The 24,963-nt window shown below is 62.4% G+C and carries 28 protein-coding genes; 7 read left to right on the top strand and 21 right to left on the bottom strand.

What is annotated here, in order from left to right; translation table 11 throughout:
• Positions 1-6: 6 nt before the first annotated feature.
• The 10 genes from AC1DVW_RS16010 to AC1DVW_RS15965 form a co-directional block, all read right to left on the bottom strand.
• Positions 7-1,086, bottom strand: a complete 1,080-nt coding sequence (locus AC1DVW_RS16010; protein WP_477324262.1) for an ABC transporter ATP-binding protein — start codon at positions 1,084-1,086, stop codon at positions 7-9.
• A gap of 36 nt (positions 1,087-1,122) precedes the next feature.
• Positions 1,123-2,649, bottom strand: coding sequence for a glycerol-3-phosphate dehydrogenase (glpD, locus tag AC1DVW_RS16005; RefSeq protein WP_477324260.1), 1,527 nt, complete (start codon positions 2,647-2,649; stop codon positions 1,123-1,125).
• A 127-nt stretch (positions 2,650-2,776) separates the two neighbouring features.
• Positions 2,777-3,544: a DeoR/GlpR family DNA-binding transcription regulator gene (locus AC1DVW_RS16000; RefSeq protein WP_477243066.1), complete on the bottom strand. Its 768-nt coding sequence runs from the start codon at positions 3,542-3,544 to the stop codon at positions 2,777-2,779.
• 128 nt (positions 3,545-3,672) lie between these two features.
• The gene (locus AC1DVW_RS15995; RefSeq protein WP_477243065.1) at positions 3,673-5,085 is read right to left on the bottom strand and encodes a pyridoxal phosphate-dependent decarboxylase family protein; all 1,413 of its coding nucleotides are present in this window, start codon (positions 5,083-5,085) and stop codon (positions 3,673-3,675) included.
• A gap of 111 nt (positions 5,086-5,196) precedes the next feature.
• Positions 5,197-5,928: a proteasome-type protease gene (locus tag AC1DVW_RS15990; protein WP_477243064.1), complete on the bottom strand. Its 732-nt coding sequence runs from the start codon at positions 5,926-5,928 to the stop codon at positions 5,197-5,199.
• A 32-nt stretch (positions 5,929-5,960) separates the two neighbouring features.
• A complete protein-coding gene (locus AC1DVW_RS15985; protein WP_477243063.1) occupies positions 5,961-6,755 on the bottom strand; it encodes a transglutaminase family protein in 795 nt (264 codons plus the stop codon).
• Between the two features lie 64 nt (positions 6,756-6,819).
• Positions 6,820-7,761, bottom strand: a complete 942-nt coding sequence (locus AC1DVW_RS15980; RefSeq protein ID WP_477243062.1) for an alpha-E domain-containing protein — start codon at positions 7,759-7,761, stop codon at positions 6,820-6,822.
• A 21-nt stretch (positions 7,762-7,782) separates the two neighbouring features.
• Positions 7,783-9,195, bottom strand: coding sequence for a circularly permuted type 2 ATP-grasp protein (locus AC1DVW_RS15975; RefSeq protein ID WP_477243061.1), 1,413 nt, complete (start codon positions 9,193-9,195; stop codon positions 7,783-7,785).
• A gap of 172 nt (positions 9,196-9,367) precedes the next feature.
• Positions 9,368-9,604 (bottom strand): Lrp/AsnC ligand binding domain-containing protein, encoded by a 237-nt coding sequence (locus tag AC1DVW_RS15970; protein WP_023674883.1) that lies wholly within the window; start codon positions 9,602-9,604, stop codon positions 9,368-9,370.
• A gap of 102 nt (positions 9,605-9,706) precedes the next feature.
• Complete coding sequence (locus AC1DVW_RS15965) at positions 9,707-10,318, bottom strand: DsbA family protein (RefSeq protein ID WP_477243060.1); 612 nt, start codon at positions 10,316-10,318, stop codon at positions 9,707-9,709.
• A gap of 209 nt (positions 10,319-10,527) precedes the next feature.
• Between AC1DVW_RS15965 and AC1DVW_RS15960 the strand changes: the two genes are divergently transcribed.
• Positions 10,528-10,962, top strand: a complete 435-nt coding sequence (locus AC1DVW_RS15960; protein ID WP_477243059.1) for a DUF4864 domain-containing protein — start codon at positions 10,528-10,530, stop codon at positions 10,960-10,962.
• 3 nt (positions 10,963-10,965) lie between these two features.
• Here the strand turns inward: AC1DVW_RS15960 and tgt are convergent, their stop codons facing one another.
• The 7 genes from tgt to coaD all read right to left on the bottom strand — a co-directional run bounded on the left by tgt (position 10,966) and on the right by coaD (position 15,539).
• Positions 10,966-12,096, bottom strand: coding sequence for a tRNA guanosine(34) transglycosylase Tgt (gene tgt, locus AC1DVW_RS15955; protein WP_477324258.1), 1,131 nt, complete (start codon positions 12,094-12,096; stop codon positions 10,966-10,968).
• Positions 12,089-12,358: a hypothetical protein gene (locus AC1DVW_RS15950; RefSeq protein WP_477269552.1), complete on the bottom strand. Its 270-nt coding sequence runs from the start codon at positions 12,356-12,358 to the stop codon at positions 12,089-12,091. The genes tgt and AC1DVW_RS15950 overlap by 8 nt, the downstream gene beginning before the upstream one ends.
• Positions 12,348-13,433 carry a tRNA preQ1(34) S-adenosylmethionine ribosyltransferase-isomerase QueA gene (queA, locus tag AC1DVW_RS15945; RefSeq protein WP_477324256.1) on the bottom strand — a complete coding sequence of 362 codons (1,086 nt, stop codon included), beginning with the start codon at positions 13,431-13,433 and terminating at the stop codon, positions 12,348-12,350. Before queA ends, AC1DVW_RS15950 begins: the two co-directional genes overlap by 11 nt.
• The gene (locus tag AC1DVW_RS15940; protein ID WP_477243055.1) at positions 13,433-13,882 is read right to left on the bottom strand and encodes a DMT family transporter; all 450 of its coding nucleotides are present in this window, start codon (positions 13,880-13,882) and stop codon (positions 13,433-13,435) included. Before AC1DVW_RS15940 ends, queA begins: the two co-directional genes overlap by 1 nt.
• 12 nt (positions 13,883-13,894) lie before the next feature.
• Positions 13,895-14,407: a peptidylprolyl isomerase gene (locus AC1DVW_RS15935; RefSeq protein WP_477243054.1), complete on the bottom strand. Its 513-nt coding sequence runs from the start codon at positions 14,405-14,407 to the stop codon at positions 13,895-13,897.
• 27 nt (positions 14,408-14,434) lie between these two features.
• Complete coding sequence (locus AC1DVW_RS15930; protein WP_477243124.1) at positions 14,435-14,929, bottom strand: peptidylprolyl isomerase; 495 nt, start codon at positions 14,927-14,929, stop codon at positions 14,435-14,437.
• 109 nt (positions 14,930-15,038) lie between these two features.
• Positions 15,039-15,539, bottom strand: coding sequence for a pantetheine-phosphate adenylyltransferase (gene coaD / locus AC1DVW_RS15925; protein ID WP_477243053.1), 501 nt, complete (start codon positions 15,537-15,539; stop codon positions 15,039-15,041).
• Positions 15,540-15,719: 180 nt separating this feature from the next.
• Between coaD and AC1DVW_RS15920 the strand changes: the two genes are divergently transcribed.
• Positions 15,720-15,866 (top strand): hypothetical protein, encoded by a 147-nt coding sequence (locus AC1DVW_RS15920; protein WP_477243052.1) that lies wholly within the window; start codon positions 15,720-15,722, stop codon positions 15,864-15,866.
• A 57-nt stretch (positions 15,867-15,923) separates the two neighbouring features.
• On the opposite strand, the gene gyrA is transcribed toward AC1DVW_RS15920, so the two are convergent.
• Positions 15,924-18,728: a DNA gyrase subunit A gene (gene gyrA, locus AC1DVW_RS15915; RefSeq protein WP_477243051.1), complete on the bottom strand. Its 2,805-nt coding sequence runs from the start codon at positions 18,726-18,728 to the stop codon at positions 15,924-15,926.
• Between the two features lie 212 nt (positions 18,729-18,940).
• On the opposite strand from gyrA, the gene AC1DVW_RS15910 reads away from it, so the two are divergent.
• Entirely contained in the window at positions 18,941-20,620 is a 1,680-nt protein-coding gene (locus tag AC1DVW_RS15910) for a SulP family inorganic anion transporter (RefSeq protein WP_477243050.1), read from the top strand.
• A 21-nt stretch (positions 20,621-20,641) separates the two neighbouring features.
• Here the strand turns inward: AC1DVW_RS15910 and AC1DVW_RS15905 are convergent, their stop codons facing one another.
• Positions 20,642-21,469: a helix-turn-helix transcriptional regulator gene (locus tag AC1DVW_RS15905; protein ID WP_477243049.1), complete on the bottom strand. Its 828-nt coding sequence runs from the start codon at positions 21,467-21,469 to the stop codon at positions 20,642-20,644.
• A gap of 87 nt (positions 21,470-21,556) precedes the next feature.
• On the opposite strand from AC1DVW_RS15905, the gene AC1DVW_RS15900 reads away from it, so the two are divergent.
• From AC1DVW_RS15900 to AC1DVW_RS15890, 3 genes are all read left to right on the top strand, one after another.
• Positions 21,557-22,087, top strand: a complete 531-nt coding sequence (locus AC1DVW_RS15900) for a hypothetical protein (protein WP_477243048.1) — start codon at positions 21,557-21,559, stop codon at positions 22,085-22,087.
• 38 nt (positions 22,088-22,125) lie between these two features.
• Complete coding sequence (locus tag AC1DVW_RS15895) at positions 22,126-22,503, top strand: VOC family protein (protein WP_477243047.1); 378 nt, start codon at positions 22,126-22,128, stop codon at positions 22,501-22,503.
• Positions 22,504-22,597: 94 nt separating this feature from the next.
• Positions 22,598-23,227: a MarC family protein gene (locus AC1DVW_RS15890; RefSeq protein ID WP_477269532.1), complete on the top strand. Its 630-nt coding sequence runs from the start codon at positions 22,598-22,600 to the stop codon at positions 23,225-23,227.
• Between the two features lie 25 nt (positions 23,228-23,252).
• On the opposite strand, the gene AC1DVW_RS15885 is transcribed toward AC1DVW_RS15890, so the two are convergent.
• Complete coding sequence (locus tag AC1DVW_RS15885) at positions 23,253-23,678, bottom strand: OsmC family protein (RefSeq protein ID WP_477324254.1); 426 nt, start codon at positions 23,676-23,678, stop codon at positions 23,253-23,255.
• 143 nt (positions 23,679-23,821) lie between these two features.
• Complete coding sequence (locus AC1DVW_RS15880; protein ID WP_477324252.1) at positions 23,822-24,346, bottom strand: single-stranded DNA-binding protein; 525 nt, start codon at positions 24,344-24,346, stop codon at positions 23,822-23,824.
• A 267-nt stretch (positions 24,347-24,613) separates the two neighbouring features.
• On the opposite strand from AC1DVW_RS15880, the gene AC1DVW_RS15875 reads away from it, so the two are divergent.
• Complete coding sequence (locus AC1DVW_RS15875) at positions 24,614-24,940, top strand: cupin domain-containing protein (protein WP_477324250.1); 327 nt, start codon at positions 24,614-24,616, stop codon at positions 24,938-24,940.
• Positions 24,941-24,963: the final 23 nt, after the last annotated feature.

Raw genomic sequence — 24,963 nt, 5'->3', positions numbered from 1 at the left:
TTCCTCCTAAGCCGCCAGCTTCGACGCGGTCACGGCGCGGCCGTGCTCGTCGAAAACCATGATGTGGCGCGGATCGATGAACACCTCGACCACCTCGTCGGGCTCGAAATGCCTGATGCCATGGGTCAGCATGACCCAGCGCGCATCGGCAAAGTCGAGATGGATGAAGCTTTCCGAACCGGTGATCTCGGTGATCGTGACCTTCGCCCGCACCGGCACGGCAGCCGCATTGGGCCGCTCGAGCGACAAATGATGCGGCTGAAAGCCGATCGTGTAGATGGCATCGGCAATGCCGGCGAGTTCGGCGGGCACCGGCAGGTTGACGCCACCCTCGAGCAGGAAATCGCGGCCCTTCTTGGCCAGCACGATGGTGTTGAGCGGCGGATCGGAAAAGGTCCTCGCCGTCACCAGATCGGCGGGCTTGCGGAACACTTCGATGGTCGGGCCGAACTGGGTGATCTTGCCCTGCGAAAGCGTCGCCGTGTTGCCGCCGAGCAGCAAGGCTTCATGTGGCTCGGTCGTGGCATAGACGAAGATGGTGCCGGCGGCGGCAAAAATCTTCGGCAGTTCGGCGCGCAGTTCCTCGCGCAGCTTGTAATCGAGATTGGCGAGCGGCTCGTCGAGCAGCACCAGGCTGGCGTTCTTGACGATGGCGCGGGCGAGCGCGGTGCGCTGCTGCTGGCCACCGGACAGGCTGAGCGGCGTGCGGTCGAGATAGGGCGTCAGCTTGAGCAGGTTTGCGGCATTGCGGACTTCCTTGTCGATCTTTGCCTGATCGGTGCCGGCCACGCGCAGCGGCGAGGCGATGTTCTCGTAGACCGTCATCGCCGGATAATTGATGAACTGCTGGTAGACCATGGCGATCTTGCGCTTCTGCACCGGCACGCCAGTGACATCCTGGCCATCGAACCAGATCGAGCCGGAGGTCGGCACGTCGAGGCCGGCCATCAGCCGCATCAGGCTGGTCTTGCCGGAAAGCGTCGGTCCCAGAAGAACGTTGAGCGAGCCGTGCCGAAGCGTCAGCGACACATCGCGGATATGCTCCGACGCGCCGACCGTCTTCGTCACGTTTCTCAGTTCCAGCATGATGCCTCCTCCCAGGCTTTCATCAGTCGGCCATCCCTATTCGGCAGCGGCGACATGGCGTCGGCTTATTCCACGCATGAATTCGTCAAGAGCTGCAGCCTGCTCACGGCTGAGATGCAGGCCGCGCTTGGTGCGGCGCCACAATACATCTTCGGCGATGACCGCCCATTCGTTTTGAACGAGGTAGCGCACCTCGGCTTCGTAAAGATCAGCGCCAAAGTTGCGGCCAAGATCGGCATTCGACTTGGCGAGGCCCAGCAGCATCCTGGCGCGGGTGCCGTAGAGCCTGGTCAGCCGGCGCGCGAGCCGCGCGTCAAGGAACGGATAGGCTGACTTCAGTTTGGCCACTTCGGCGTCGAAACCGGTGGCCGGAAAATCGCCGCCCGGCAGCGGAGCGTTGGCCGTCCAGGGCTTGCCGCGCTTGCCGAGAAACCCTTCGATCCTTTCCAGCATCGATTCCGACAGCCGGCGATAGGTGGTGATCTTGCCGCCAAAGGCGTTGACGATGGGGGCGGCGCCCTCGCCGCCATCGGCCTTCAGCACGTAGTCGCGGGTCGCCTCCTGCGCTTTCGAGGCGCCGTCATCATAGAGCGGGCGCACGGCGGAGTAGGTCCAGACGATGTCCGAACGCTTGACGGGTTGCGCGAAATATTCGCTCGCCGCAGCGCACAAATAGTCGATTTCGGTGTCGCTGATTTTTACGTCGTGCGGGTCGCCGGGATAGTCCCGGTCGGTGGTGCCGATCAGGGTGAACTCTTCCTCGTAAGGAATGGCGAAGATGATGCGCCCATCCTTGTTCTGGAAGAAATAGGCGCGCGGGTCGTCGAACTTCTTGGCGATGACGATGTGGCTGCCCTGGACGAGGCGAACATTGTGCACGTCGTTCAAACCGACGGTGGCGGACAGGACATGGTCGACCCACGGACCGGCGGCATTGACCAGCAACCGGGCCTTGACCTCTTCGGCCTCGCCAGTCTGGACGTTCTCAAGCTTGATCGCCCACAGGTCACCCTCGCGGCGAGCGCCAACGACTTTCGTTCGGGTTCGGATTGTTGCGCCACGATCGGCGGCATCGCGGGCGTTCAACGCCACCAGCCGTGCGTCGTTGACCCAGCCATCCGAATATTCGAAAGCCTTTGTGAACAAGGGCTTCAACGGCTTGCCGGCCGGATCCTTGGCCATGTCCAGCGTCCTGGTCGCCGGCAGCAATTTGCGACCGCCAATGTGGTCGTAGAGGAAAAGACCGAGCCGGATCAGCCAGGCCGGACGCAAACCCTTGGCATAAGGAAGCACGAAGCGCATCGGCCAGATGATGTGCGGCGCGTTCCGCCACAGAACCTCGCGCTCCATCAGCGCCTCGCGCACCAGACGGAACTCGTAGAATTCGAGATAGCGCAGGCCGCCATGGATCAATTTGGTGGAGCCGGAGGAGGTTCCGCTGGCCAGATCGTTCATTTCGGCAAGGAAGACCGAAAAGCCGCGCCCGACGGCGTCGCGGGCAATGCCGCAGCCGTTGATACCGCCACCGATGACGAAAATGTCATGGATCGGGGATGCGTCCACAAAATCCTCCCGCGATTTCGCATTGCAGCATTTTTAGGTTTTTACGAAACCGTATCGGGATTATTTCGAAATGAGAACGAATGTCAAACGAAAAGTCACAGGCCCGTGATCGGAATTCTCGGGGCCTCTAGCCAAGCGACGTCTCGATCAGCTGAACCTCCGCCTCCTCGCAGATTTTGCGCACCGACGGGATGTCGCAACGGTCGGTGATGAAGGTGTTGACCTGTGACAAATGGCCGATGCGAACCGGCGCCGTGCGTTCGAACTTGGTCTGGTCGGAAACCAGGATGACATGCCTGGCATTGGCGATGATGGCTTGCGCCACCTTGACCTCGCGAAAATCGAAATCGAGCAGCGCACCGTCATGATCGATCGCCGAGGCTCCGATCACTGCGTAATCGACCTTGAACTGCCGGATGAAATCGACCGCCGCCTCGCCGACCACACCGCCGTCGGAGCCACGGACGACACCGCCGGCGATCACCACTTCGATCGAAGGATATATGCGCATCCTGTTGGCAACATTGATGTTATTGGTGATGACCATCAGGCCGCTGTGATCAAGCAGCGCCTTGCTGACTGACTCCGTCGTGGTGCCGATGTTGATGAACAGAGAGGCGTTGTCGGGGATCAGCCTGGCCGCCGCGCGGCCGATCGCCTCCTTCTCCTCGGCGGCGATCTTGCGTCTTGCCTCATACTCCATGTTCTCGATGCCGGACGGGAACAGCGCCCCGCCATGGATGCGCGAAAGCAGCCGCTGGTCGCACAGATCGTTGAGATCCTTGCGGATGGTCTGCGGCGTCACGTTGAAATGCGTGGCCAGATCATCGACCAGCACGCGGCCATGGTCCTTGGCCATCTGGATGATTTCGGCATGCCGCGGCGACAGATACATTGAAGAGCCTCCCGTTTTCGTTTTTCTTGTCTATAGCTTAAAACGAAAGCGATGAAAAGGCATGAGCCGGCTAATGAAAACCACATGATTGCAAATGCAAACCCCGGCGCAACTCAAAAAGGGTAGGATCAGGCCAGACCGCGCGCAATTTCGGTGACGACTTCGAAAGCCGCATCGACATCCGCCGCGGTCGTCTCGAATTGTCCGACCTGAAAGCGGATCGCCACCCGCCCCTCCACCCTAGTCTGGGTCAGGTAGATGCGGCCATCGTCATTGATCGCGTTGACCAGGCGAAGGTTGTGTTCGTCGGGATCGACGCCCGTGGCGGCCCTGTGGCGGAACGAAAAGAGGGACAGCATCGGCTCGGATACGATCTCGAAATCCGCCTCCTTTGCCAGCCGCGCGGCAAGCCCTTCGCTCCAGGCGACATGGTTGCGGATCATCAGGCGCAGGCCTTCCAGCCCATGGGCGCGCAGCAGGAACCACAGTTTCAGGGCGCGGAAGCGCCGGCCGAGCGGCACCGTCCATTCGGAATAATTGATGATGCCGTCATGGCCGTGGGTTTTCAGATAGTCCGGCTTGATGGCCAGCGTCCTGACGTGGCTCTCGGGATCGCGCAGGAACTGGATCGAGCAGTCGAACTGCGCCCCCAGCCATTTGTGCGGGTTGAAGACGATCGAATCAGCGTTTTCGACGCCGGTCCAGAAATGCCGGTATTCCGGGCAGATCATCGCCGACCCGGCCCAGGCGGCATCGACATGCAGATAGAGTCCATGCCGCTTCGCCACGTCGGCGACGGTAGCGATATCATCTGTGCCGCCGGTGCTGGTGCCGCCGACACAGGCGATGATACCGGCCGGCAGCATGCCGGCCTCCCGGTCGGCGACGATTGCCGCCTCGAGCGCTGCGGTATCCATGGCGCGGAAGCGGCCGGCAACCGGAATGCGGACGAGGTTCTCCTCGCCGATGCCGGACACCCAGATCGCCCGGTCGATCGAGGTGTGAACCTGGTCGGAGGAATAGATGCGCAGCCTCGCCTGCCCGCTCAGGCCCCTTTTATTGCCCTGCCAGTCGAGCGCGCGCTCGCGCATGGTCAGCACGGCGGCCAGTGTCGCCGAAGACGCCGAATCCTGGATGACGCCGGAGAATCCATCCGGCAGACCGAGCGCCTGGCGCATCCAATCAACAGTGCGTGTCTCGAGTTCTGTCGCCGCAGGCGAGGTCTGCCACAGCATGCATTGCGCGGCCATCGCCGAGACCAGATATTCGGCCACCACCGAGACGGGTGCGGCATTGGCCGGGAAATAGGCGAAGAAGCGCGGATGCTGCCAGTGCGTCATTCCTGGCACAATTTTCTCCTCGAAATCGGCGAAGATCCGCTCCATCGGCTCGGCCGCCTCAGGCGGCGAAACCTCTATGCTTCTGAAGATGTCTCCCGGGTTGACGAATGGCCGCACCGGCCGTTCGCGCAGCGTGTTGCGGTACTCGGCGCCCCAATCGGCGGCGCGCCGCGACCATTGCCGGAAATCATCATTGTTCATGGCATCCTCCCGGAATCCGACCGGACACAGCCGACCAAGGCGCAAGCGCCATCATTCATTTGCTTAGCATGAAATATGTTCGGGCCATCGGCTGTCGAACCGGGAAGCGGCCTATCCCGGAAAATCGGGCAGGCTGGCAAAGGCAGCTTTCAGCGCGCTCGACCAGCCATCCGAGATGGTCCGATAGTACTGATCGTCCTGGCCGATCCGCTTCTTCAGGCTGACCTTGAAGGCGTCCTTCTCGTAGAACAAAAGATCGAGCGGCAGGCCGACCGACAGGTTCGACTTCAGCGTCGAGTCGAACGACACCAGCAGCAGCTTAACCGTTTCGGCCAGGCTCATCGTCTTTTCATAGGCGCGGATGATGATCGGCTTGCCGTATTTGGTCTCGCCGATCTGGAAGAACGGCGTGTCGTCGGTCGATTCGATGAAATTGCCTTCGGGGTAGATCATGAACAGGCGCGGCGCGCTGCCCTTGATCTGGCCGCCAAGAATGAACGAGGCATTGAAGTAGGAATCCGCCTTCTCGCCCGCCGGCGACGAACTGGCGATGACTTCCTTGACGGTATCGCCGACCAACCGCACCGTCTGGTACATTGAGGGCGTTTCCAACAGCGTGGCATGGCGATCCGCCACTGCCTTGGTGCGCTCGTCAAGCAGGCTAACCACGGCTTGCGTCGTCGCCAGGTTGCCGGCCGACATCAGCACGATGACGCGCTCGCCCGGTTCCTCCCAGATATGCATCTTCTTGAAGGTGGAGATCGAATCCATGCCGGCATTGGTGCGCGTGTCCGACATGAACACGAGCCCGCGATCGATCTTCAGGCCGACACAATAGGTCATGGAATCTCTTTTGGCAGCAATCTTGCCGGAAACTACTGCTCTACCGTGACCGTGACCGCAAGCTGTTCTTCCGCCTGTCCCAGTCGAATTCCCGATACGGGCGTGGCATCTCGGTAATCGCGGCCCGTTGCCACCTTTACATAGCGTTCGTCAGGCGAGATGCCATTGGCGACATCGAAGGCGACCCAGCCGAGGCCGGAAACATGCGCCTCGCTCCAGGCATGGCTGGCCGCCTGCTGGACCGTCGCATCCATCATCAGATAGCCGCTGACATAGCGGGCCGGGAAACCCATGGCGCGCGCGGCGGCGGCAAAGATATGGCTGTGGTCCTGGCAGACGCCGGTCTTCAGCGCCAGGGCCTCCTCGGCCGGCGTCGCCGCATTGGTGGTGCCCGGCGTGTAGGCGACGCGCTCGGAGATGATGGCCATCAGCCGGTGCAGTCTTTCGATATCGGTGCCCTTGCCGACCGATGCGGCAAGTTCGCGAATGCCGCTGCCGATCACCGTCAACGGTGTTTCATGACCATACAGCCAGAGCGGCGTAAAACCCTGATGCGGCCCGGAGACGCCTGCCGTGTCGCGCGTCACCACCTCGCCCGATGCTTCGACGGTGATGAAGTCGCGCTCGCCTTCGACGCTCAACAGCCTTGTGTCATTGCCGAAATGATCGACGAAGCGCACCTCTTCGCGCGCACCTTCGGTCTTCAATGCCCAGGACAAAACCGTCTGCGTCGAGCCGCTGACCGGCAACAGCCGCAGCCGCTGCAGCAGATATTGCACCGGCGCATCGTAGCGGTATTCGGTCCGGTGGGTGATCTTCAGCCGCATAGCTTATCTTCCGTTTTGAGCATGACCTTGTCCGAAAACCGGTTCCCACTTTTAGGGGTCATGCTCAATTAAACCGGTAATCCTGTGCGATCTCGTCGCCGAGCCTGGTGTTTTCTTGAATGAACCTGGCCAGGAATTCGTGCAGCCCGGTGTCGAATATGTCCTTGATCGACCCTGCCCTCAGCATGGCCTGGGTCTTCTCCGCCGTCGTGTGGCAGGCATGGCGCTCGCCATAGTCGTCGCCGAGGAATTTTAGGTGCTCGGCCAGAAAACGATAGCAGAACATCAGCGAGCGCGGCATGCGCACATTGAGGATCAGATAGTCGGCGATGTTGGTCGGCTTGTAGTCCGCCTCGTAGACCCAGCGGTAGGACCGGTGCGCCGACACCGAACGCAGGATCGATTCCCACTGATAATTGTCGAGCGTCGAACCGACCCAGGAAATTGACGGCAACAGCACGTAGTATTTGACGTCGAGGATGCGCGCCGTGTTGTCGGCGCGCTCGACATAGGTGCCGAGCTGCGAGAAATCGAAGATCTCGTTGCGAAGCATGGTGCCGTAGAACGAGCCGCGGATCAGCGCCGTCTCGCGCTTGATGGCGTCGAGTACGGTGGGCAGGTCGCGTTCGTCGATCGGCTTGGCCAGCATCCGCTTCAGCGACATCCAGGCCTCGTTGATGCTTTCCCAGGTCTCGCGGGTCAGCGCTGTGCGCACCATGCGGGCATTGTTGCGGGCCGTCTCGATCGCCGCCATCGTGCTCGACGGGTTCGAGGTGTCGCGCAAAAGGAAATCGGCGACGTTGGCGGCGGTATAATCCTGGTATTTCTGGGTGAAGGCGACGTCCGAGCCGGCACTGAGCAGCACCGAATTCCACTCTTCCGAGGCGCTTTGCGTACGGGTCAAAGCCATGCGCAAGCCGGCATCGACAAGCCGAGCCATGTTTTCGGCCCGCTCGATGTAGCGGTTCATCCAGTAAAGCCCGTTGGCGGTACGGCCTAAAAGCATCAAAAATCCTTCAGGTGAAAATCAGTCATCGAGCACCCACGTATCCTTCGTCCCGCCGCCCTGCGAGGAATTCACCACGAGCGAACCTTCCTTGAGGGCGACACGGGTCAGCCCGCCGGGCACGATCTGGATGCGGTCGGAAACCAGCACATAGGGCCTGAGATCGACGTGGCGCGGCGCCAGGCCCTTGTCGGTCAGGATCGGACAGGTAGACAGCGCCAGCGTCGGCTGGGCGATGTAGTTGGACGGTTTTGCCGCGAGTTTCTTGGAGAAATCCTCGCATTCCTTCTTGGTCGCTGCCGGCCCGACCAGCATGCCGTAGCCGCCGGAGCCGTGGACTTCCTTGATCACCAGCTCGTCGATGTGCTCGAGCACGTATTTCAGGCTGTCCGGTTCCGAACAGCGCCAGGTCGGGATGTTGCCGAGGATCGCCTTGCGGCCGGTGTAGAATTCGACGATCTCGGGCATGTAGGAATAGATCGCCTTGTCGTCGGCAATGCCGGTGCCCGGCGCGTTGGCGATGGTGATGTTGCCGGCGCGGTAGACGTCCATGATGCCGGGAACACCAAGAGCGGAGTCGGGGCGGAAGGTCAGCGGATCGAGGAACGAATCGTCGACGCGGCGGTAAAGCACGTCGATCTGCTTGTAGCCTTCGGTCGTGCGCATCGCGACATGGCCGTCGACGACGCGCAGATCCTGCCCTTCGACCAATTGCACGCCCATCTGGTCGGCAAGGAAGGCGTGCTCGAAATAGGCGGAGTTGAAGCTGCCCGGGGTCAACACGGCAATCGTCGGCGTGCCCTTGGTGCTTTGTGGCCTGACCGCCGCCAGCGACTGGCGCAGCAGCTGCGGATAGTTCTCCACCGGGCGAACCTTGATCTGCTGGAACAGCTCGGGGAAAAGCTGCATCATCGTCTCGCGGTTCTCCAGCATGTAGGAGACGCCCGACGGTGTGCGCGCATTGTCCTCCAGCACGTAGAATTCGTTCTCCGAGATGCGGACGATGTCGACGCCGATGATGTGGGTGTAGACGCCGGCGGGCGGGCGCACGCCGATCATCTCGGGCAGGAACGCCTCGTTCTTGGCGATCAGTTCCTTCGGCACGCGGCCGGCGCGCAGGATTTCCTGGCGATGGTAGATGTCGTCGAGAAAGGCGTTCAGCGCCTGCACGCGTTGCTCGATGCCTTGCGTCAGCCGCCGCCATTCGTTGCCTGAGATGATGCGGGGAACGATGTCGAAGGGAATCAGCCGCTCGGAGGCTTCCTGTTCGCCATAGACGGCAAAGGTAATGCCGGTCTTGCGGAAGACGCGCTCGGCATCCTGCATTTTTTCGGTAAGCCTGGCCGGATCCTGCTCCTTCAGCCAGCGGTCATATGCCGTATACGGTTTTCTCAATCCGGAAACTTCCGGAAGCATTTCATCGAACGCTGCCAATCGCATACTCCCCTGTGACGCCATTTCACTGGCGTCGCCGGAGAAAATCAAGCGCAATCGGTAATTTGGAAGATGCCGGCGACCAGTATGTCACAACTGCCTAGAATTAAGGCAGCCGCAATATGCCTCTAGTCAGGCTTTGCCTCGTGCCCGGGCACGTGCTGGATGGGGGTTAGAACGCTCGGAAGGTGACGACGGTAAACGTGTCCTTGATCCCGGGTAGAATCTGCACCTTCTCGTTGACGAAGTGGCCGATGTCCTCTTCGTCGTCGACGTAGAATTTGGCGAGCAGATCGTAATTGCCGGCGGTCGAGTAGATTTCCGACGCGATCTCGGCGTCGGCCAAAGCGCTGGCAACGTCATAGGCTTTGCCCAGATCGCACTTTATCTGCACAAAAAACGCCTTCATTGACCGGCCCTGCTCAAGCTTCCACGTACAAGCGGCCCTTGTGGCAGACTGCCGCCCGGCTTTCAAGCATCAGGCCCGGCTTTCAAGCATCAGGGCTAGAGCTCAGGCGGCCCGCGCCCTGGCGACGGCCTGTTTCATTTCAGCCACCGGCATGCCGCGCCGGAACAGCCTGCCGCCGATGACCAGCGCCGGAGTGCCTTGCAACTTGAAGGCGCTCGCCTGGGCATCGGTGCGCGAGAGAGCCGCGTCGATGTCGGGTTCGCGGGCAGCGAGACCGGCGCGGATCATAGCGACATCGACGCCGACAGAAGCCAGGATGTCATTGGTGCGGCGTTCGGAAAGGCCGCGCTCATTGGTCATCAGAGCTTCCACCGCCGCGGCATAGCGGTCACCGGTCAAAAGCGCCATGCGCGCCGCGTCACGCGAGGTGTCGCCGAAGATCGGCCAATCCTTCATCACCAGCCTGATGCCGCTGTCCTGCTCCATCAATTTCTTCAGTTCGACAAAGGCGAGTTTGCAGATCGGGCACTGATAGTCGACGAATTCGGCGATGGTGACATCGCCATCGGGATTGCCAAGGGCTGGAATGATCGGATCGAACGCCACTTCGGTGACAGTCGGCGCCGCGCTTGCCCAGGCCGGCAAGGGGGCCACAACGGCCAGGCTGGCGACGCCCGTCAGCAAAAGACGCCGGTCGATCGGCTGTCCAAACATTGTTCGTCCCTTGATTGCGCGAACAGGCCCCACCCGACTGACGATGCGCGCCTCGCCTTAAAGGGGGGTTAAGCGCAATTGTGTGGCATCTGCGTGGCGAATGTTGGCGCTCGCTGAAACCGTGAAGCACTGCCAAGCGTATGGTATGATGTGTCTTCGGACAGCGATTTTCTTGCAGCGATTCCTCTAGGGGACAACGGAGGCTGGCCATGCGCCGCGCGCTATTTGCATTCGCAGTCGTTCCATTGCTTTTCCTGTCGTCCCTTTTGGTGTCCGGGGCATTTGCCGGCGATGCCGAAATCAAGGCGGCGCAGACGGTCATCGACGGCCAGCTGAAGGCCTTCATCGCCAACGACGGGGCTGCGGCCTACAGCTTTGCCGCACCGAATGTGAAGCGCATCTTTCCGACCGTAGAAACGTTCATGAGCATGGTGACCAACGGCTATCCGCCGGTGCGCAAGCCGCAAAACTATTCCTTCGGCAAGGTGCAGCAGACCGGCCCGACCTCAATTGTCCAGCAGGTGCTGATCGTCGGTCCGGACGGCAAGGACTATGAGGCCGTCTACACGCTCGAGCAGCAGCCCGACGGCAGTTTTCAGATCACCGGCTGCAGCCTGCGCGCGTCGAATTCGTTGAGCACCTGAGAGCTATACAACCGGAATATCGCCCCTCGCCCAACCCTCGGAAATCTCGGCTGTACGGGCTTCGAACGCGCCGGCTTCAATCGCGGCGCGAATGTCCTGCATCAGCTTCTGATAGTAGGACAGATTGTTCCAGGTCAGGAGCATCGCCCCCAGCGCCTCTTGCGAGCGCACCAGATGGTGCAGGTAAGCGCGCGAATAGTCCCGCGCCGCAGGGCAGTCGCTTTCCTCGTCCAGCGGACGCGGATCGTCAGCATGGCGGGCGTTGCGCAGATTGACCTTGCCACGCCTGGTGTAGGCAAGGCCGTGGCGGCCGGCGCGGGTCGGCATGACGCAGTCGAACATGTCGATGCCGCGCGCCACCGACTTCACGATATCGTCCGGCGTGCCGACGCCCATGAGGTAGCGCGGCTTGTTATCAGGCAGTTCCGGGCAGGTGATTTCAAGCATGTCCAGCATCACCGCTTGCGGCTCGCCGACGGCCAGCCCGCCGACCGCATAGCCTTTCAGCTCCATCGCCTTCAGCGCCTGCGCCGAGCGCAGCCGTAGGTCCGGCACATCGCCGCCCTGGACGATGCCGAACATTGCTTTGCCGGGCTGGTCGCCGAAGGCCGTCTTGCAGCGCTCGGCCCAGCGCAGCGACAATTCCGTGGCGCGCTCGATTTCCTTGCGTTCGGCCGGCAGCGCCGTGCACTCGTCGAGCTGCATCTGGATGTCGGAATCGAGCAGCCCCTGAATCTCGATCGAGCGCTCCGGCGACATCTCATAGGCGGCGCCGTCTATATGCGAACGGAAGGTGACGCCTTTTTCCGTGAGCTTCCGCAGCTTCGACAGCGACATCACCTGAAAGCCACCGCTGTCGGTGAGGATCGGGTGCGGCCAGCGGGCGAATTCGTGCAGGCCGCCGAGCCGCGCCACACGCTCGGCGCCGGGCCGCAGCATCAAATGATAGGTGTTGCCCAGGATGATGTCGGCGCCGACGCCGCGCACCTGGTCCATATACATTGTCTTGACCGTGCCGCCGGTGCCAACGGGCATGAAGGCCGGCGTGCGGATTTCGCCGCGCGGCATGGTGATCGCGCCGCGCCGCGCCTTGCCGTCGGTTGCCAGAACGTTGAAGGTGAACGCCTCAGCCATTGAATTCCTTGTCGAATATCGGCGCCCCCGGTGCCTGCTCGTCGAGCGACTGCCGGTAGCGGATGCAGCCGCGCATGAACTTTTCCCAGGGCGGCACGGCGATCGCCGGCTCGGTCTTTTCCGGCAACAGGTTCCACAGATCGGGATGATGCCAGCACAGATCGTGACCTGACGTGTCGCGGTGGCCGCGAATGCCGGCGCGCAGTCTCTTCACCTCCGCGATCAAGGCCTCGCGGTCCAGATTTTCGAGATCATCGTCCATCGTTCACCTCCCTGAACAGAAGACTGGCGTCGCCGTAGGAGTAGAATCTGTAGCTTTTGTCGATGGCATGCGCATAGGCCGCGCGCATCGTTTCCAGGCCGCAAAAAGCCGAAACCAGCATGAACAGCGTCGAGCGCGGCAGATGGAAGTTGGTCATCAGCATGTCGGCTGTCTTGAAGCGGTAGCCGGGCGTGATGAAAATGTCGGTCGGGCCGGACCATGCGGCGAGCCGGCCATCGGCGCGCGCCGCACTCTCCAGCAGGCGCAGCGAGGTTGTGCCGACGGCGATGATGCGCCCGCCCCTTGCCTTTGCTGCGTTGAGCGCATCAGCGGTTTCCTGGGCGACCGAGCCGGTCTCGGCATGCATCTTGTGGTCGGCAGTGTCGTCGACCTTCACCGGCAGAAAGGTGCCGGCGCCGACATGCAAGGTGACGAAGCGGCGCTCGACGCCTTTGGCGTCAAGCGCAGCAAACAGCTCAGGCGTGAAATGCAGGCCGGCGGTCGGAGCGGCAACGGCGCCCTCTTCGCGGGCATAGATGGTCTGGTAGTCGCTGCGGTCGCGTTCGTCGTCGTCGCGTTTCGAGGCGATGTAGGGCGGCAGCGGGATGTGGCCGACGGCGTGCAGCGCTTCATCGAGGAAGGCGCCGGACAGATCGAAGCCGAGCAGCGCCTCGCCGCCCTCGCCTTTCTCTATCACCGTGGCATCGAGCTGGCCGAGGAAACAGGAATTGCCGTCATGGCCGAAATGGATGCGGTCGCCGGCGGCGATACGCTTGCCCGGCCGCATGAAGGCCAGCCAGCGGTCGGGCGCGATCCGCATATGCAGCGTGGCTTCGACCTGCGCTGCCGCTTCGCCGCGCCGCCTGATGCCTTTCAATTGCGCCGGAATAACCTTGGTGTCGTTGAAGACCAGCACGTCTCCGGCCCGCAGCAAGGACGGCAACTCGCGCACCGTGCGGTCCTCAAGCCCCTCGCCCGGCCTGACCACCAGCATCTTGGCGCTGTCGCGCGGCTCCGCCGGGCGCAACGCGATGCGATCGTCGGGCAAGTCGAAGTCGAAGAGGTCGACGCGCATCAGTAGAGCCGGACGAGCAGCGCTCCGGCCAAGAGCAGCACCGCGCCGGCGACGCGGCCGAGCGAAATTTCGCGCACCGCGACGCCGAGGAAGCCGACGCGGTCGATCAGCATGCCGGCCAAGAGCTGGCCGGCAACCAGGAACGCCATCAGCGCGGCAGCACCGATGCGCGGCGTGAGGATTGTCGACAGCGTGACGTAGAAGCCGCCGAGCATGCCGCCGGCGACGAACAGCCAGGGCGCCGGCGCCTTCCAGTCGAGCGAAATCCCTTGCAGCTTGACCGCCGCGACGGAGATGATGCCGAGCACGATGGCGCCCGACAGGAAGGAGAACGCCGCGGCGGCGACCGGGAGCCCCAGGCCGCGCGCCAGCTGCGAGTTGATCGGCGCCTGAATGGCGATGAAGGCGCCGGACAGGATGCCGAGCAGCGACCAGACTGCGCCCATCATCGTCGTTTCGCCTTACTTGACGTCGGCCGCGACCTTCAGCGACACGATCTTGTCGGGATCCTGCACTGGCTCGCCGCGCTTGATCTTGTCGACATTGTCCATGCCTTCGATGACCTGGCCCCAGACCGTGTACTGGCGGTTGAGGAAGGCGGCATCGTCGAAGCAGATGAAGAATTGCGAATTGGCGGAGTTCGGGTTCTGCGAGCGTGCCATCGAGCAGGTGCCGCGGCCATGATTGGCGTTGGAGAACTCGGCCTTCAGGTCCGGCTTGTCGGAACCACCCATGCCCGCGCGGGAAGGCGCAAACGAAGGCTTCGAGGAATTGCCGAACTTCACGTCGCCCGTCTGCGCCATGAAACCTTCGATGACGCGGTGGAAGACCACGCCGTCATAAGCGCCTTCGCGCGCCAGTTCCTTGATGCGGGCAACGTGGCCGGGGGCCAAATCGGGGAAAAGTTCGATGACGACCTTGCCCTTGGTCGTTTCCAGGATGAGCGCGTTCTCGCGGTCCTTGATCTCAGCCATGTCAGATATCCTTTTGATAATAGAGATTTATTTGTCGGCGGCGATGCGCACCTTGATCATCCGGTCGGGGTTGGCGACCGTCCCGTTGTCCGCCTCGTCGCCCTTCTGGATGTGATCCACCAGCGGCATGCCGCTGACGACGTTGCCGACAATGGTGTACTGGCCATCGAGCGGCGGCGCCGGCGCGAACATGATGAAAAACTGCGAATTGGCGGAATCTGGATCCTGCGAGCGGGCCATGCCGACCACACCGCGCTTGTAGTGCTCGGTCTGCGAAAACTCGGCCGGCAGGTCGGGAAGATCGGAGCCGCCGGTGCCGACAGCCTGGGGATTGAAGCCCTTTTCCATGTTGCCGAACTTCACGTCGCCGGTCTGCGCCATGAAACCGTCGATGACGCGGTGGAAGGCGACATTGTTGTAGGCGCCCTGGCGCACCAGCTTCTTGATCTGCGCGACATGCTTTGGCGCGAGGTCCGGCCTCAACGCGATGGTCACATCGCCGTCTTTCAGCGTGATGATCATCGTGTTCTCAGGATCGGCGGCGAAGGCCGAAACCGAAGCGGTCACAAGACCGGCAAGCACAATGAGGAACGAGGCGAGCTTCTTCAGCTGCATAACTATCTCCGGGATCTTATTTCGCGAATTTGGCTGTGAGCGCACCGGCCACGGCCGCCGGCACGAAGGGGCGGATGTCGCCTCCCATCGAGGCTATCTGGCGGACAAGTGTGGCGGTAATGGTTCGCACCGAGGGGCTGGCGGGCAGGAAAACCGTCTGCAATTCCGGCGCCATGGTCTCGTTCATGCCGGCCATCTGCATCTCGTAGTCGAGGTCGGTGCCGTCGCGCAGGCCGCGGATCATGATCGAGGCGCCCTCTCTCCTGGCGGCGTCGATGACAAGCCCGTCGAAGGCGACAACCCTGATGCGGGCGCCGTCGCTACCGAATTCGGCCTTGGTCGCGATTTCGATCAACTTCACCCGTTCCTCGAAGGAAAACAACGGCTTCTTACCGGGATGAATGCCGATCGCCGCATAGACGACGTCGGCCACGGCCAGCGACGCCTTGAGCACATCGAGATGGCCGTTGGTCAGCGGATCGAAGGAGCCGGCATAAAGAGCGATACGTTCGGTCATGGCAGGTGCTTCTAGCGAGCCTCTCGGGCAAACGCAAATGCGCAGGTGAACCTTTTGGCCGCCATGAACGACAGATGAACGGGCCGCTCACGAAGAATTCAACGGCGACCATGTAAGTGGTTTCACAGACGGTGAAACCAAATCGGACCAAAATCGTTGTTGAAGCAGGAGAACACGCACATGCTGATCTACATGCTCGCCGCCGCAATGACCGTCGTAATGCTGATTGCCACCGCCTTCGGGCTGCATCAGGAAGCCGAGCGCGTCCGCGTCAAGACCAAGCGCTTCGAAGGCTCCGGCGTCCGCAAGCCCTTTCGCCACTACTGAATTCACTGGAATATTTGACCACGCCGGCCCATCGGGCCGGCGTTTCCATGTCAAAACCTATTCGGCGTTGTCCGGAGCGGCGTCGCCAGCACCCACATCCGGGCCGGCCCCAATGTCGCCCTCGGCCTCTTCTTCATCCGATTGCGGTTCTGAAATCCGCTCCACCGAAACGACCTTCTCGCCCTCGGCCGTATTGAAGATGGTGACGCCCTTGGTGGCGCGGCTGGCGAAACGGATGCCGTTGACCGGCACGCGAATGACGGTGCCGCCATCGGAGACCAGCATGATCTGGTCGTCATTGCCGACCGGGAAGGTCGCCACCAGCCTACCGATCTCGGCCACCTTCGACACGTCGGTGGCACGGATGCCTTTGCCGCCGCGCCCGGTCACCCGGAAATCGTAGGAAGACGACCGCTTGCCGTAGCCATATTCGGTCACCGTCAGGACGTACTGCTCGTGTGCCTTGAGCTTCTCGTAGTCCGCGTCGGAAAGCTCCGCCTCCTCGCCCACCTCTTCATTGGTCAGTGCGATCTCTTCCTCTTCGCCGGCGGCGATGCCGGCGGCAAGCCGCCGTTCGGCCGCCGCGCGCTTGAGATAGGCGGCGCGCACGGCCGGCGATGCATCGACGCTCTCGATCACCGCCATGGAAATCACCCTGTCGGTGTCGGCCATGGCTATACCGCGCACACCGACCGAATTGCGGCTCTGGAAGACGCGCACGTCGCCTACGGAGAAGCGGATGCACTGGCCCGAACTTGCGGTCAAAAGCACGTCGTCATTGTCGGTGCAGGTCTCGACGCCGAGGATTTCGTCGCCTTCCTCCTCCAGCTTCATGGCGATCTTGCCGTTGCGGTTGACCTGGACGAAGTCGGACAGCTTGTTGCGGCGCACGGTGCCGCGCGTGGTGGCGAACATCACGTCGAGCTCGCCCCAGCTGGTCTCATCCTCGGGCAGCGGCATGATCGTGGTGATGCGCTCGCCCTGCTCCAGCGGCAGCATGTTGATCAGCGCCTTGCCGCGTGACTGCGGATTGCCGATCGGCAGCCGCCAGACCTTTTCCTTGTAGACGATGCCGCGCGAGGAGAAGAACAGCACCGGCGTGTGCGTGTTGGCGACGAACAGCCGGGTGACGAAATCCTCTTCCTTGGTCGACATGCCGGAGCGGCCCTTGCCGCCGCGGCGCTGCGCCCGGTAGAGCGACAGCGGCACGCGCTTGATGTAGCCGGAATGGCTCACCGTCACGACCATGTCCTCGCGCTGGATCAGGTCCTCGTCTTCCATGTCGGCGCCGCCGTCGGTGAGCTCGGTGCGGCGTGGCGTGCCGAACTCGTCGCGCACCGCGGTCAGCTCGTCCTTGACGATCTGCTGGATGCGGGCGCGGGACGACAAAATGTCGAGATAATCAATGATTTCCGCGCCGATCGTGTTCAATTCGTCGGCGATTTCATCGCGGCCAAGCGCGGTCAGGCGCTGCAGGCGCAGTTCGAGGATGGCGCGGGCCTGTTCCTCGGACAGGTTGTAGGTGCCGTCCTCGTTGATGCGATGACGCGGATCGTCGATCAACAGGATCAGCGACTCGACGTCGCCGGAGGGCCAGCGCCGCTCCATCAACTGTTCGCGCGCCGTCTGCGGATCGGACGCGGTGCGGATCAGCTTGATCACTTCGTCGATGTTGGCGACGGCGATGGCCAGACCGACCAGCACATGGGCGCGGTCGCGTGCCTTGCGCAACAGGAATTTGGTGCGCCGGCTGATCACCTCTTCGCGGAAGCCGACGAACGCCTTCAGCATGTCGGTCAGCGTCATCACTTCCGGCTTGCCGCCGTTCAGCGCCACCATGTTGGCGCCAAAGGAGGTCTGCAGCGGCGTGAAGCGGTAGAGCTGGTTGAGGATGACGTCGGCTACGGCGTCGCGCTTCAGTTCGATGACGACGCGGTAGCCCTGGCGATCGCTCTCGTCGCGGATGTCGGAAATGCCCTCGATGCGCTTGTCGCGCACCAACTCGGCCATTTTCTCGATCATCGACGACTTGTTCACCTGGTAGGGAACCTCGGTGATGATGATCGATTCACGGTCGTTGCCGCGCTGTTCGACATTGACCTTGCCGCGCATGACGATGGAACCGCGGCCGGTCGAATAGGCGCTGTAGATGCCGGAGCGGCCGAGCACGATGCCGCCTGTGGGAAAATCCGGCCCCGGGATGATCTCCATCAGCGCCGGCAGGTCGATCGCCGGGTTGTCGATGATGGCGATGGCGCCGTTGCAGACTTCGGCGAGATTGTGCGGCGGAATGTTGGTGGCCATGCCGACGGCAATGCCGCCGGAACCGTTGACCAGGAGGTTCGGGAAGCGAGCCGGCAGCACCTTCGGTTCGGTGTCGGAGGCATCATAGGTGTCCTGGAAATCGACAGTTTCCTTGTCGATGTCTTCCAGCAGCTCGTGTGCGACCTTGGTCAGTCGCGATTCGGTGTAGCGCATCGCCGCCGGCGGATCGCCGTCGATGGAGCCGAAATTGCCCTGCCCGTCGATCAGCGGCACGCGCAGCGACCAGTCCTGCGCCATGCGCACCAAGGCGTCATAGATGGAGGCGTCGCCGTGCGGATGGTATTTACCCATCACGTCGGCAACCGGGCGGGCCGACTTCACATATTTGCGGTTCCAGTGGTAGCCGCTCTCATGGGCGGCGTAGAGAATGCGGCGATGCACCGGTTTCAGGCCGTCGCGCACGTCCGGCAGCGCACGGCTGACGATCACGCTCATGGCGTAATCGAGATAGGAGCGCTGCATCTCCTCGATGATGGATATCGGCTCGATGCCGGTGGGGCCGCCGTCGGCGCCGCGCGGTGTCTTCTGGTCGGTCAAATCTAGGTCACAATCTAATCAGGAATCACTTGCCGCTTATATAGGAAGCAGGATCGAAACTCCAACGTCTGCAGCACTTTTCCAGTGTCAATTTTGGTGGTAATTTCAAAAGGATACCACTGATTGCGACGATATGGCCAAAGCGCATTTCGCCGCCGCCAGGGCAAAAGCCTGCCATGGACCGTTTTCCTCGAGCGAAAGCCACGAGCGCGATGAATTGGACCCCGTGGCTGCCCTTGCGAGCGTTGAGCGGTTGGACGCCGAGAGATCTCAACGGCGATCTGGTCACGGGCATTACGCTGGCCGCAATCGCCATCCCAGAGCAGATGGCCACGGCTCGTCTCGGCGGTTTTGCACCCGAAATCGGCTTCTTCACCTTTGTCGCCGGTTCGGTGGCATTCGCGCTGTTCGGCGCCAACCGTCATTTGTCGGCCGGTGCGGATTCGACCATCACGCCTTTGTTTGCCGGCGGCCTCGCTTTGCTCGCCACATCTGGTTCCACGCATTATCTGGCGCTGGCGGCCATGCTGGCGCTGATGGTTGGGCTGATCGTAACGCTCAGCGGCATCTTTCGCCTCGGCTGGGTTGCTGATCTTTTGTCGGTGCCGGTCACCACGGGTTTTCTGGCCGGCATAGCCGTCCATATCGTCGTCTCGCAACTGCCCGGACTGCTTGGTCTGCCGCCCGAGAGCGGTGAAACCTTGCGGCGCATCGGTGCGATCGCCGGCGATCTCCATCTCACCAATCCCTGGAGCCTGGCGCTCGGCCTCGGTGTGTTCGCGATCGTGTTCTGCGCGGAACGCATCAGCGCCCGTATACCGGGCGCCTTGATCGGCATGTTGCTGGCCACTGCGGCGGTTGCCGCCTTCGACCTAAAGGATCGTGGCGTCGAGGTGCTCGGCGCCTTGCCGAACGGCCTGCCGCGGGCGAGCGTGCCGCTGGTCAGCCTTGACGATGCGCAAACGCTGTTTCCGCTGGCGTTACTGATCGCCATCGTCGTCATGGTGCAGACGGCGGCCACGTCCCGCTCCTTCGTCGGTGAAGCCCCCGACATCAACCGCGATTTTGTCGGCGTCGGCGCCGGCAGCATCGCGTCGGGCCTGTTCGGTGCCTTTGCGGTCAATGCCAGCCCGCCGCGCACGGCCATCGTCGCGCAGACCGGCGGCCGCTCGCAACTGTCAGGCCTGACTGCCGCGGCCATCGTGCTGGCGCTCGGCGCCTTTGGCGGTGGCTTGCTCGCCGATGTTCCGCAAGCAGCACTGGCCGGCGTTCTGATGTTTGTCGCCCAGCACATTCTGCGCTGGAAGGTTTTTGCTGCTGTCTACAGGCAGGCATCGATCGAATTCGCGCTGATCCTCATCACCATGGCTGCCATCGTCGTGCTGCCCATCCAGACCGGCGTCGCAATCGGCATCGGCCTGTCGCTGCTGCATGGCATCTGGAGCGCTACGCGCACGCAGCCGATCGAGCTGGAACAGGTTCCGGGTACTTCGGTGTGGTGGCCGCCGGGCACGCCAGGCGCGGGCGAGCAACTGTCCGGCGTGCTGGTCGCGGCGTTTCAGGCGCCGCTGTCCTTCGTCAACGCCGACCGCTTCAAGCGCGGCCTTAACGATCTGATCGACGCCAGAAGCGAAAGCGTGAAGCTGGTCGTGCTGGAAGCCAGTAACATCGTCGAGATCGACTACACCGCCGCCCAGTCCTTGATCGAAACCATCACCCATTGCCGCAAGACGGGCGCGATCTTTGCCATAGCGCGACTGGAATCGCTGCGCGCCCAGTCGGCGCTGGCGCGGTTCGGCATTGCCGAACTCGTCGGCCCGCAGCGGATTTTTCACAGCGTCGATGACGCCATCAGGACGCTAGGTCCAGACAAGCAGCCGCAAGCAAAATGACCACTGAGGGCCTGTGCTGCGTCAACGGGCAGCAGCCCGGGCGCGATAGGTACCGGGCGCCTCACCCATCACCTTGCGGAAACGGCGGTTGAAGGTCGAGAGATCATTGAACCCGGCATCAAAGGCGATCGCCGAGATCGCCTCATCCGAGGTACGCAACCGTACCGCTGCCCGGTGCAGCCGGGTTCTCAGCAGGAATTGATAGGGCGTCATCCCGGCCACCTGCCGGAACGTCCTCAGGAAATGATACGGGCTGGTGGCTGTTTCGTCGGCAAGCCCGGCAAGCGAAATCGGCCCATCGACATCGAGTTCGATGCGCCGCACGGCTTCAGCGACCCGTTTCTGGTCGCGGCGGCTGGGCGCCCGGCCAGCTTGTGCAGCGCCGGAAGCAGCAGCCACAGCGGCGCCGGCAATGCGCAGACCAAGCTCCTCGAACGCTTCCAGATCGGCCGTTTCGCGCGCGGCTTCCGCCTCGGCCAGCAGCGAAGCGAGCGCCGGCAGAGGCGGCAGGCGCGGCATCTCGAAGGTCAGCGTTTTCGCGCCCGGCACGTCGGCGGCGATCCGGTCCATATAGGCCGGAGAAAAATGGAAGGAGAGGCAGCGATCGCCGGCGCCATGCTCGTGGCCGCATTCGTAGCACGAGCCGGGGTTGCCGAGCAGAATGGCGCCCGGCGCCAGCATCGCGGTGCCTTGGCGCGTGCGGTAGCGAAACGTGCCGCTGTTCACCGCGGCGACACAGAAGTTCCGGTGCTCTTCCTCGAACGGCCTGTCGGCGGCGCCGGCGGTGCAGACCACGTCCGCCACGTGCCAGCCTCGTCCCGATGTCAGGGTTTGCGTGCTCGATGTCATGGCCCGAACTATAGCAATTTTTCCCAAGCCCAGAACCCTGCCCGGGCCTAACGTCTGCAGACTCCTGACAGCACGAAGGCAGCAACCATGACAGATCCAACCTCCTTTAGCGAAGCCTTGCACAACGACGGACCCAACCCCGGCCTGTCTGAAAAGCTGGACCTTTACGGGCGCTTCGTCGGCGCCTGGGTATTCGATGCCACACGCCATCTCGAGGACGGCACGGTTCTCACCGGGCGCGGCGAGGTGCATTTCGGCTGGGTTCTCGAAGGCCGGGCGATCCAGGATGTGTGGATCTTGCCCGCGTGGGATGCCGGTCCCTCGCCATCGCTCGGCAAATGGACCTTTTATGGCACGACATTGCGCGTCTACGATCCCGGCGTCGATGCCTGGCACATTTTCTGGAGCGATCCGCGCAACCAGTATTACAGCCGCCAGCTTGGCCGTGCCGAGGGCGATAGCATCGCCCAGCAAGGCGTCGACGGCCCCGGCTCTTCGGTGCGCTGGAGCTTTTCCCGGATTACCGAGAATTCCTTCCGTTGGCTGGGCGAACGGTCGCATGACGACGGCGCGACATGGCGGCTCGAAGTCGAGTTTCTGGCGCGCCGCACGGCCTGAGCCTGACGACCCAACCAATTGTAACAATGGAGAAAACGATGCTCGACCATGTCTCGATCGGTGTCCGCGACGCCAACGCCTCGAAGCGCTTCTACGACGCTGCACTAAAACCGCTTGGCTATACCTGCCTCAGCCAGTCGCCGGGCTCATTGGGCTACGGCACTGAGGCGGTGGCGCTCTGGGTGAACGAAGCCCCGCGTCCGGTTGCGGCCGATATGGAGTCCGGCCTGCATTTCTGCTTTGCCGCGTCGACGCGCAGCAGCGTCGATGCCTTCCATGCCGGCGCCTTGCGTGAAGGCGGAAGCGACAATGGCGCACCCGGCCTGCGCGCCTCCTATGGCGACAACTACTACGCCGCCTTTGTCGTCGATCCGGACGGCTACCGCATCGAGGCCTATTGCGGCGCGGCTGGCTAGTCGGCCGAATTCCCCCGGGTTCGACGGTTTCCTCTGACCCCGCTTTGCTCTACCAATGCAAGGGCTCGGGCATGGCCCGGCGAGAGGGGTAGAGATGCCGAGCTTCGACAGCCTGTTCAACGCCTTCGTCACCATACTGGTGACCATCGACCCGCCCGGCCTGGCACCGCTTTTCCTCGCGGTGACACGCGGCATGAATCGCGAGGAACGCCAGCAGGTTTCGATCCGCGCCTCGATCATGGGTTTCCTTGTCATGGCGCTGTTTGCGGTGGCCGGCGCGTCGATCCTGTCGGTGTTCGGCATCACGCTGCCGGCCTTCCGTGTTGCCGGCGGGTTCCTGCTGTTCTTCATCGCCTTCGAAATGGTGTTCGAGCGCCGGCAGGACCGCAAGGAGAAGATCGGCGACGTCGCCATCACCAAGGACATGATCCACAACATCGCCGCCTTCCCGCTGGCGATCCCGCTGATCGCCGGGCCGGGTGCGATTTCAGCGACGGTCCTGCTCTCCGGCTCGTTTCAGGGTCTTGCCGCCCAGGCAGCCTTGGTCGGCATCATCTTTGTCTGCCTTGCCATCACCTATGTGGTGTTCGTGCTGTCGGAGCGCATCGACCGTATCCTCGGCCAGACCGGCCGCTCGATCCTGACGCGGCTGCTCGGCGTCATCCTGGCGGCGCTTGCCGTGCAGTTCGTGGCGGATGGCATCAAGGCGCTGATGGCGGGGTGAACGGCAGTCCCTACTGCCTACTGCCTTACTTCACCGCCGTATCAACGACTTCGAAGTCGTGGGTGATTTCGGCGGTCTTGGCCAGCATCGCCGAGGCCGAGCAGTATTTTTCGATCGACAGGTTGATCGCCCGTTTCACCTTGTCGTGCGAGAGCGCCCGGCCCTTGACGATAAAATGCATGTGGATGCGGGTGAACACTTTTGGCTCGGTTTCCGCCCGGTCGGCATCGAGTTCGACGACGCAGTCCTCGATCGCCTCGCGGCCCTTTTCGAGGATGTGGACGACGTCATAGGCCGAGCAGCCGCCGGTGCCGATCAGCACCAGTTCCATCGGGCTCGGCCCCGGCGTGTTGCCTTGCGGTCCAAACGCAGTTCCTAGCACCAGCTTGTGGCCGCTGCCGGACTCGCCGACGAAGGTGCGCTCCTCGACCCATTTGACCCGTGCCTTCACCTGATGCGTCCTTTCCCTGCAATTCCTTGGCTGTCCTCGCAGCGGTCATGCGACAAAGCAAAGCCCCGAAAATCCATGAAAGACTTTCGGGGCACTATGTGTAGCTTCACCACATGGCGTTCGCGTTGAGGACCGTGTTGTGCTCAGAACGGGATTTCGTCGTCCAGTTCACGCGACGAACCGCCGCCACCGCCGCTCTTGGCGCCGCCACCACGGGTAAAGCTCTCGCCCGGGCCGGACTGGCCGAAATCGGAACCGCGGGCAGCGCTGCCGCCGGCGCCGGAATAACCGCCGACCTGACCGCCCTCGCCTTGCCCACGCGCGTCGAGCATCTGCAGCTCGCCACGGAATTTCTGCAGCACGACTTCCGTCGTGTACTTGTCGTTACCGGTCTGGTCCTGCCATTTGCGGGTCTGCAACTGGCCCTCGACATAGACCTTCATGCCCTTCTTCAAATATTGCTCAGCCACCTTGGCGAGTTGATCGTTGAAGATGACGACGTTGTGCCACTCGGTCTTTTCCTTGCGCTCGCCGGAATTCTTGTCGCGCCAGCTTTCCGACGTGGCGATGCGGATGTTGACGACCGGTTCGCCCGAATTCAAACGGCGGATTTCAGGGTCCGCCCCGAGGTTGCCCACCAGAATGACCTTGTTGACGCTACCCGCCATGATACTTCTCCGCGCTCATCCGAATTTTTGTCGCCGCACCTTACAGGCTGCGGACAGTCCCCGCCTGCTGTGGCTGCCTTTACCCACAAGGTTTTTGTTCTTTTTTTGTTCTATTCTTGTCGGCCCCGGCTGTCAAGAATGTCAGCAAGAGGTAGGATGTGCGCATGAAATTGCGACTATGCCGGGATCGAAAGGCGGTGGCGAATGAAAGTCATTGCGCATCTGGATCAGCCGCGAGAGCAGTGGCGAGCGGGCGTGGAGACCCGCATGCAAGTTTCCGCCGGCAACGGAGCGAGCGAGCTTTGCCTGTTCGAACAATGGGTTCAGCCAGGCGTCGGGGCTCCGACACATCGGCATCCGGCCGAGGAAGTGCTCACCGTCATCGCCGGAACCGCCGACATGTGGATCGACGAAGACCGCGTGACGCTGACTGCCGGACAGTCGCTCCTCATTCCCGCAGAGAGAAAACACGGTTTTAGAAACGTCGGAACCAAGACGCTCCACATCCATGCCGTGCTGGCGTCACCGATCTTCGAGGCGACGTTCGAGGGATCGCCTGACACGGTGAGGCGATGGCTTCCAGCGGCGCCGTAAATCACCGCTTGCCAAATCAATAA

This window comes from Mesorhizobium sp. P3_B5, from assembly GCF_056402815.1.
The sequence above is the reverse complement of the archived record's forward strand: the minus strand, read 5'-3'. Positions and strand labels throughout refer to the sequence as shown.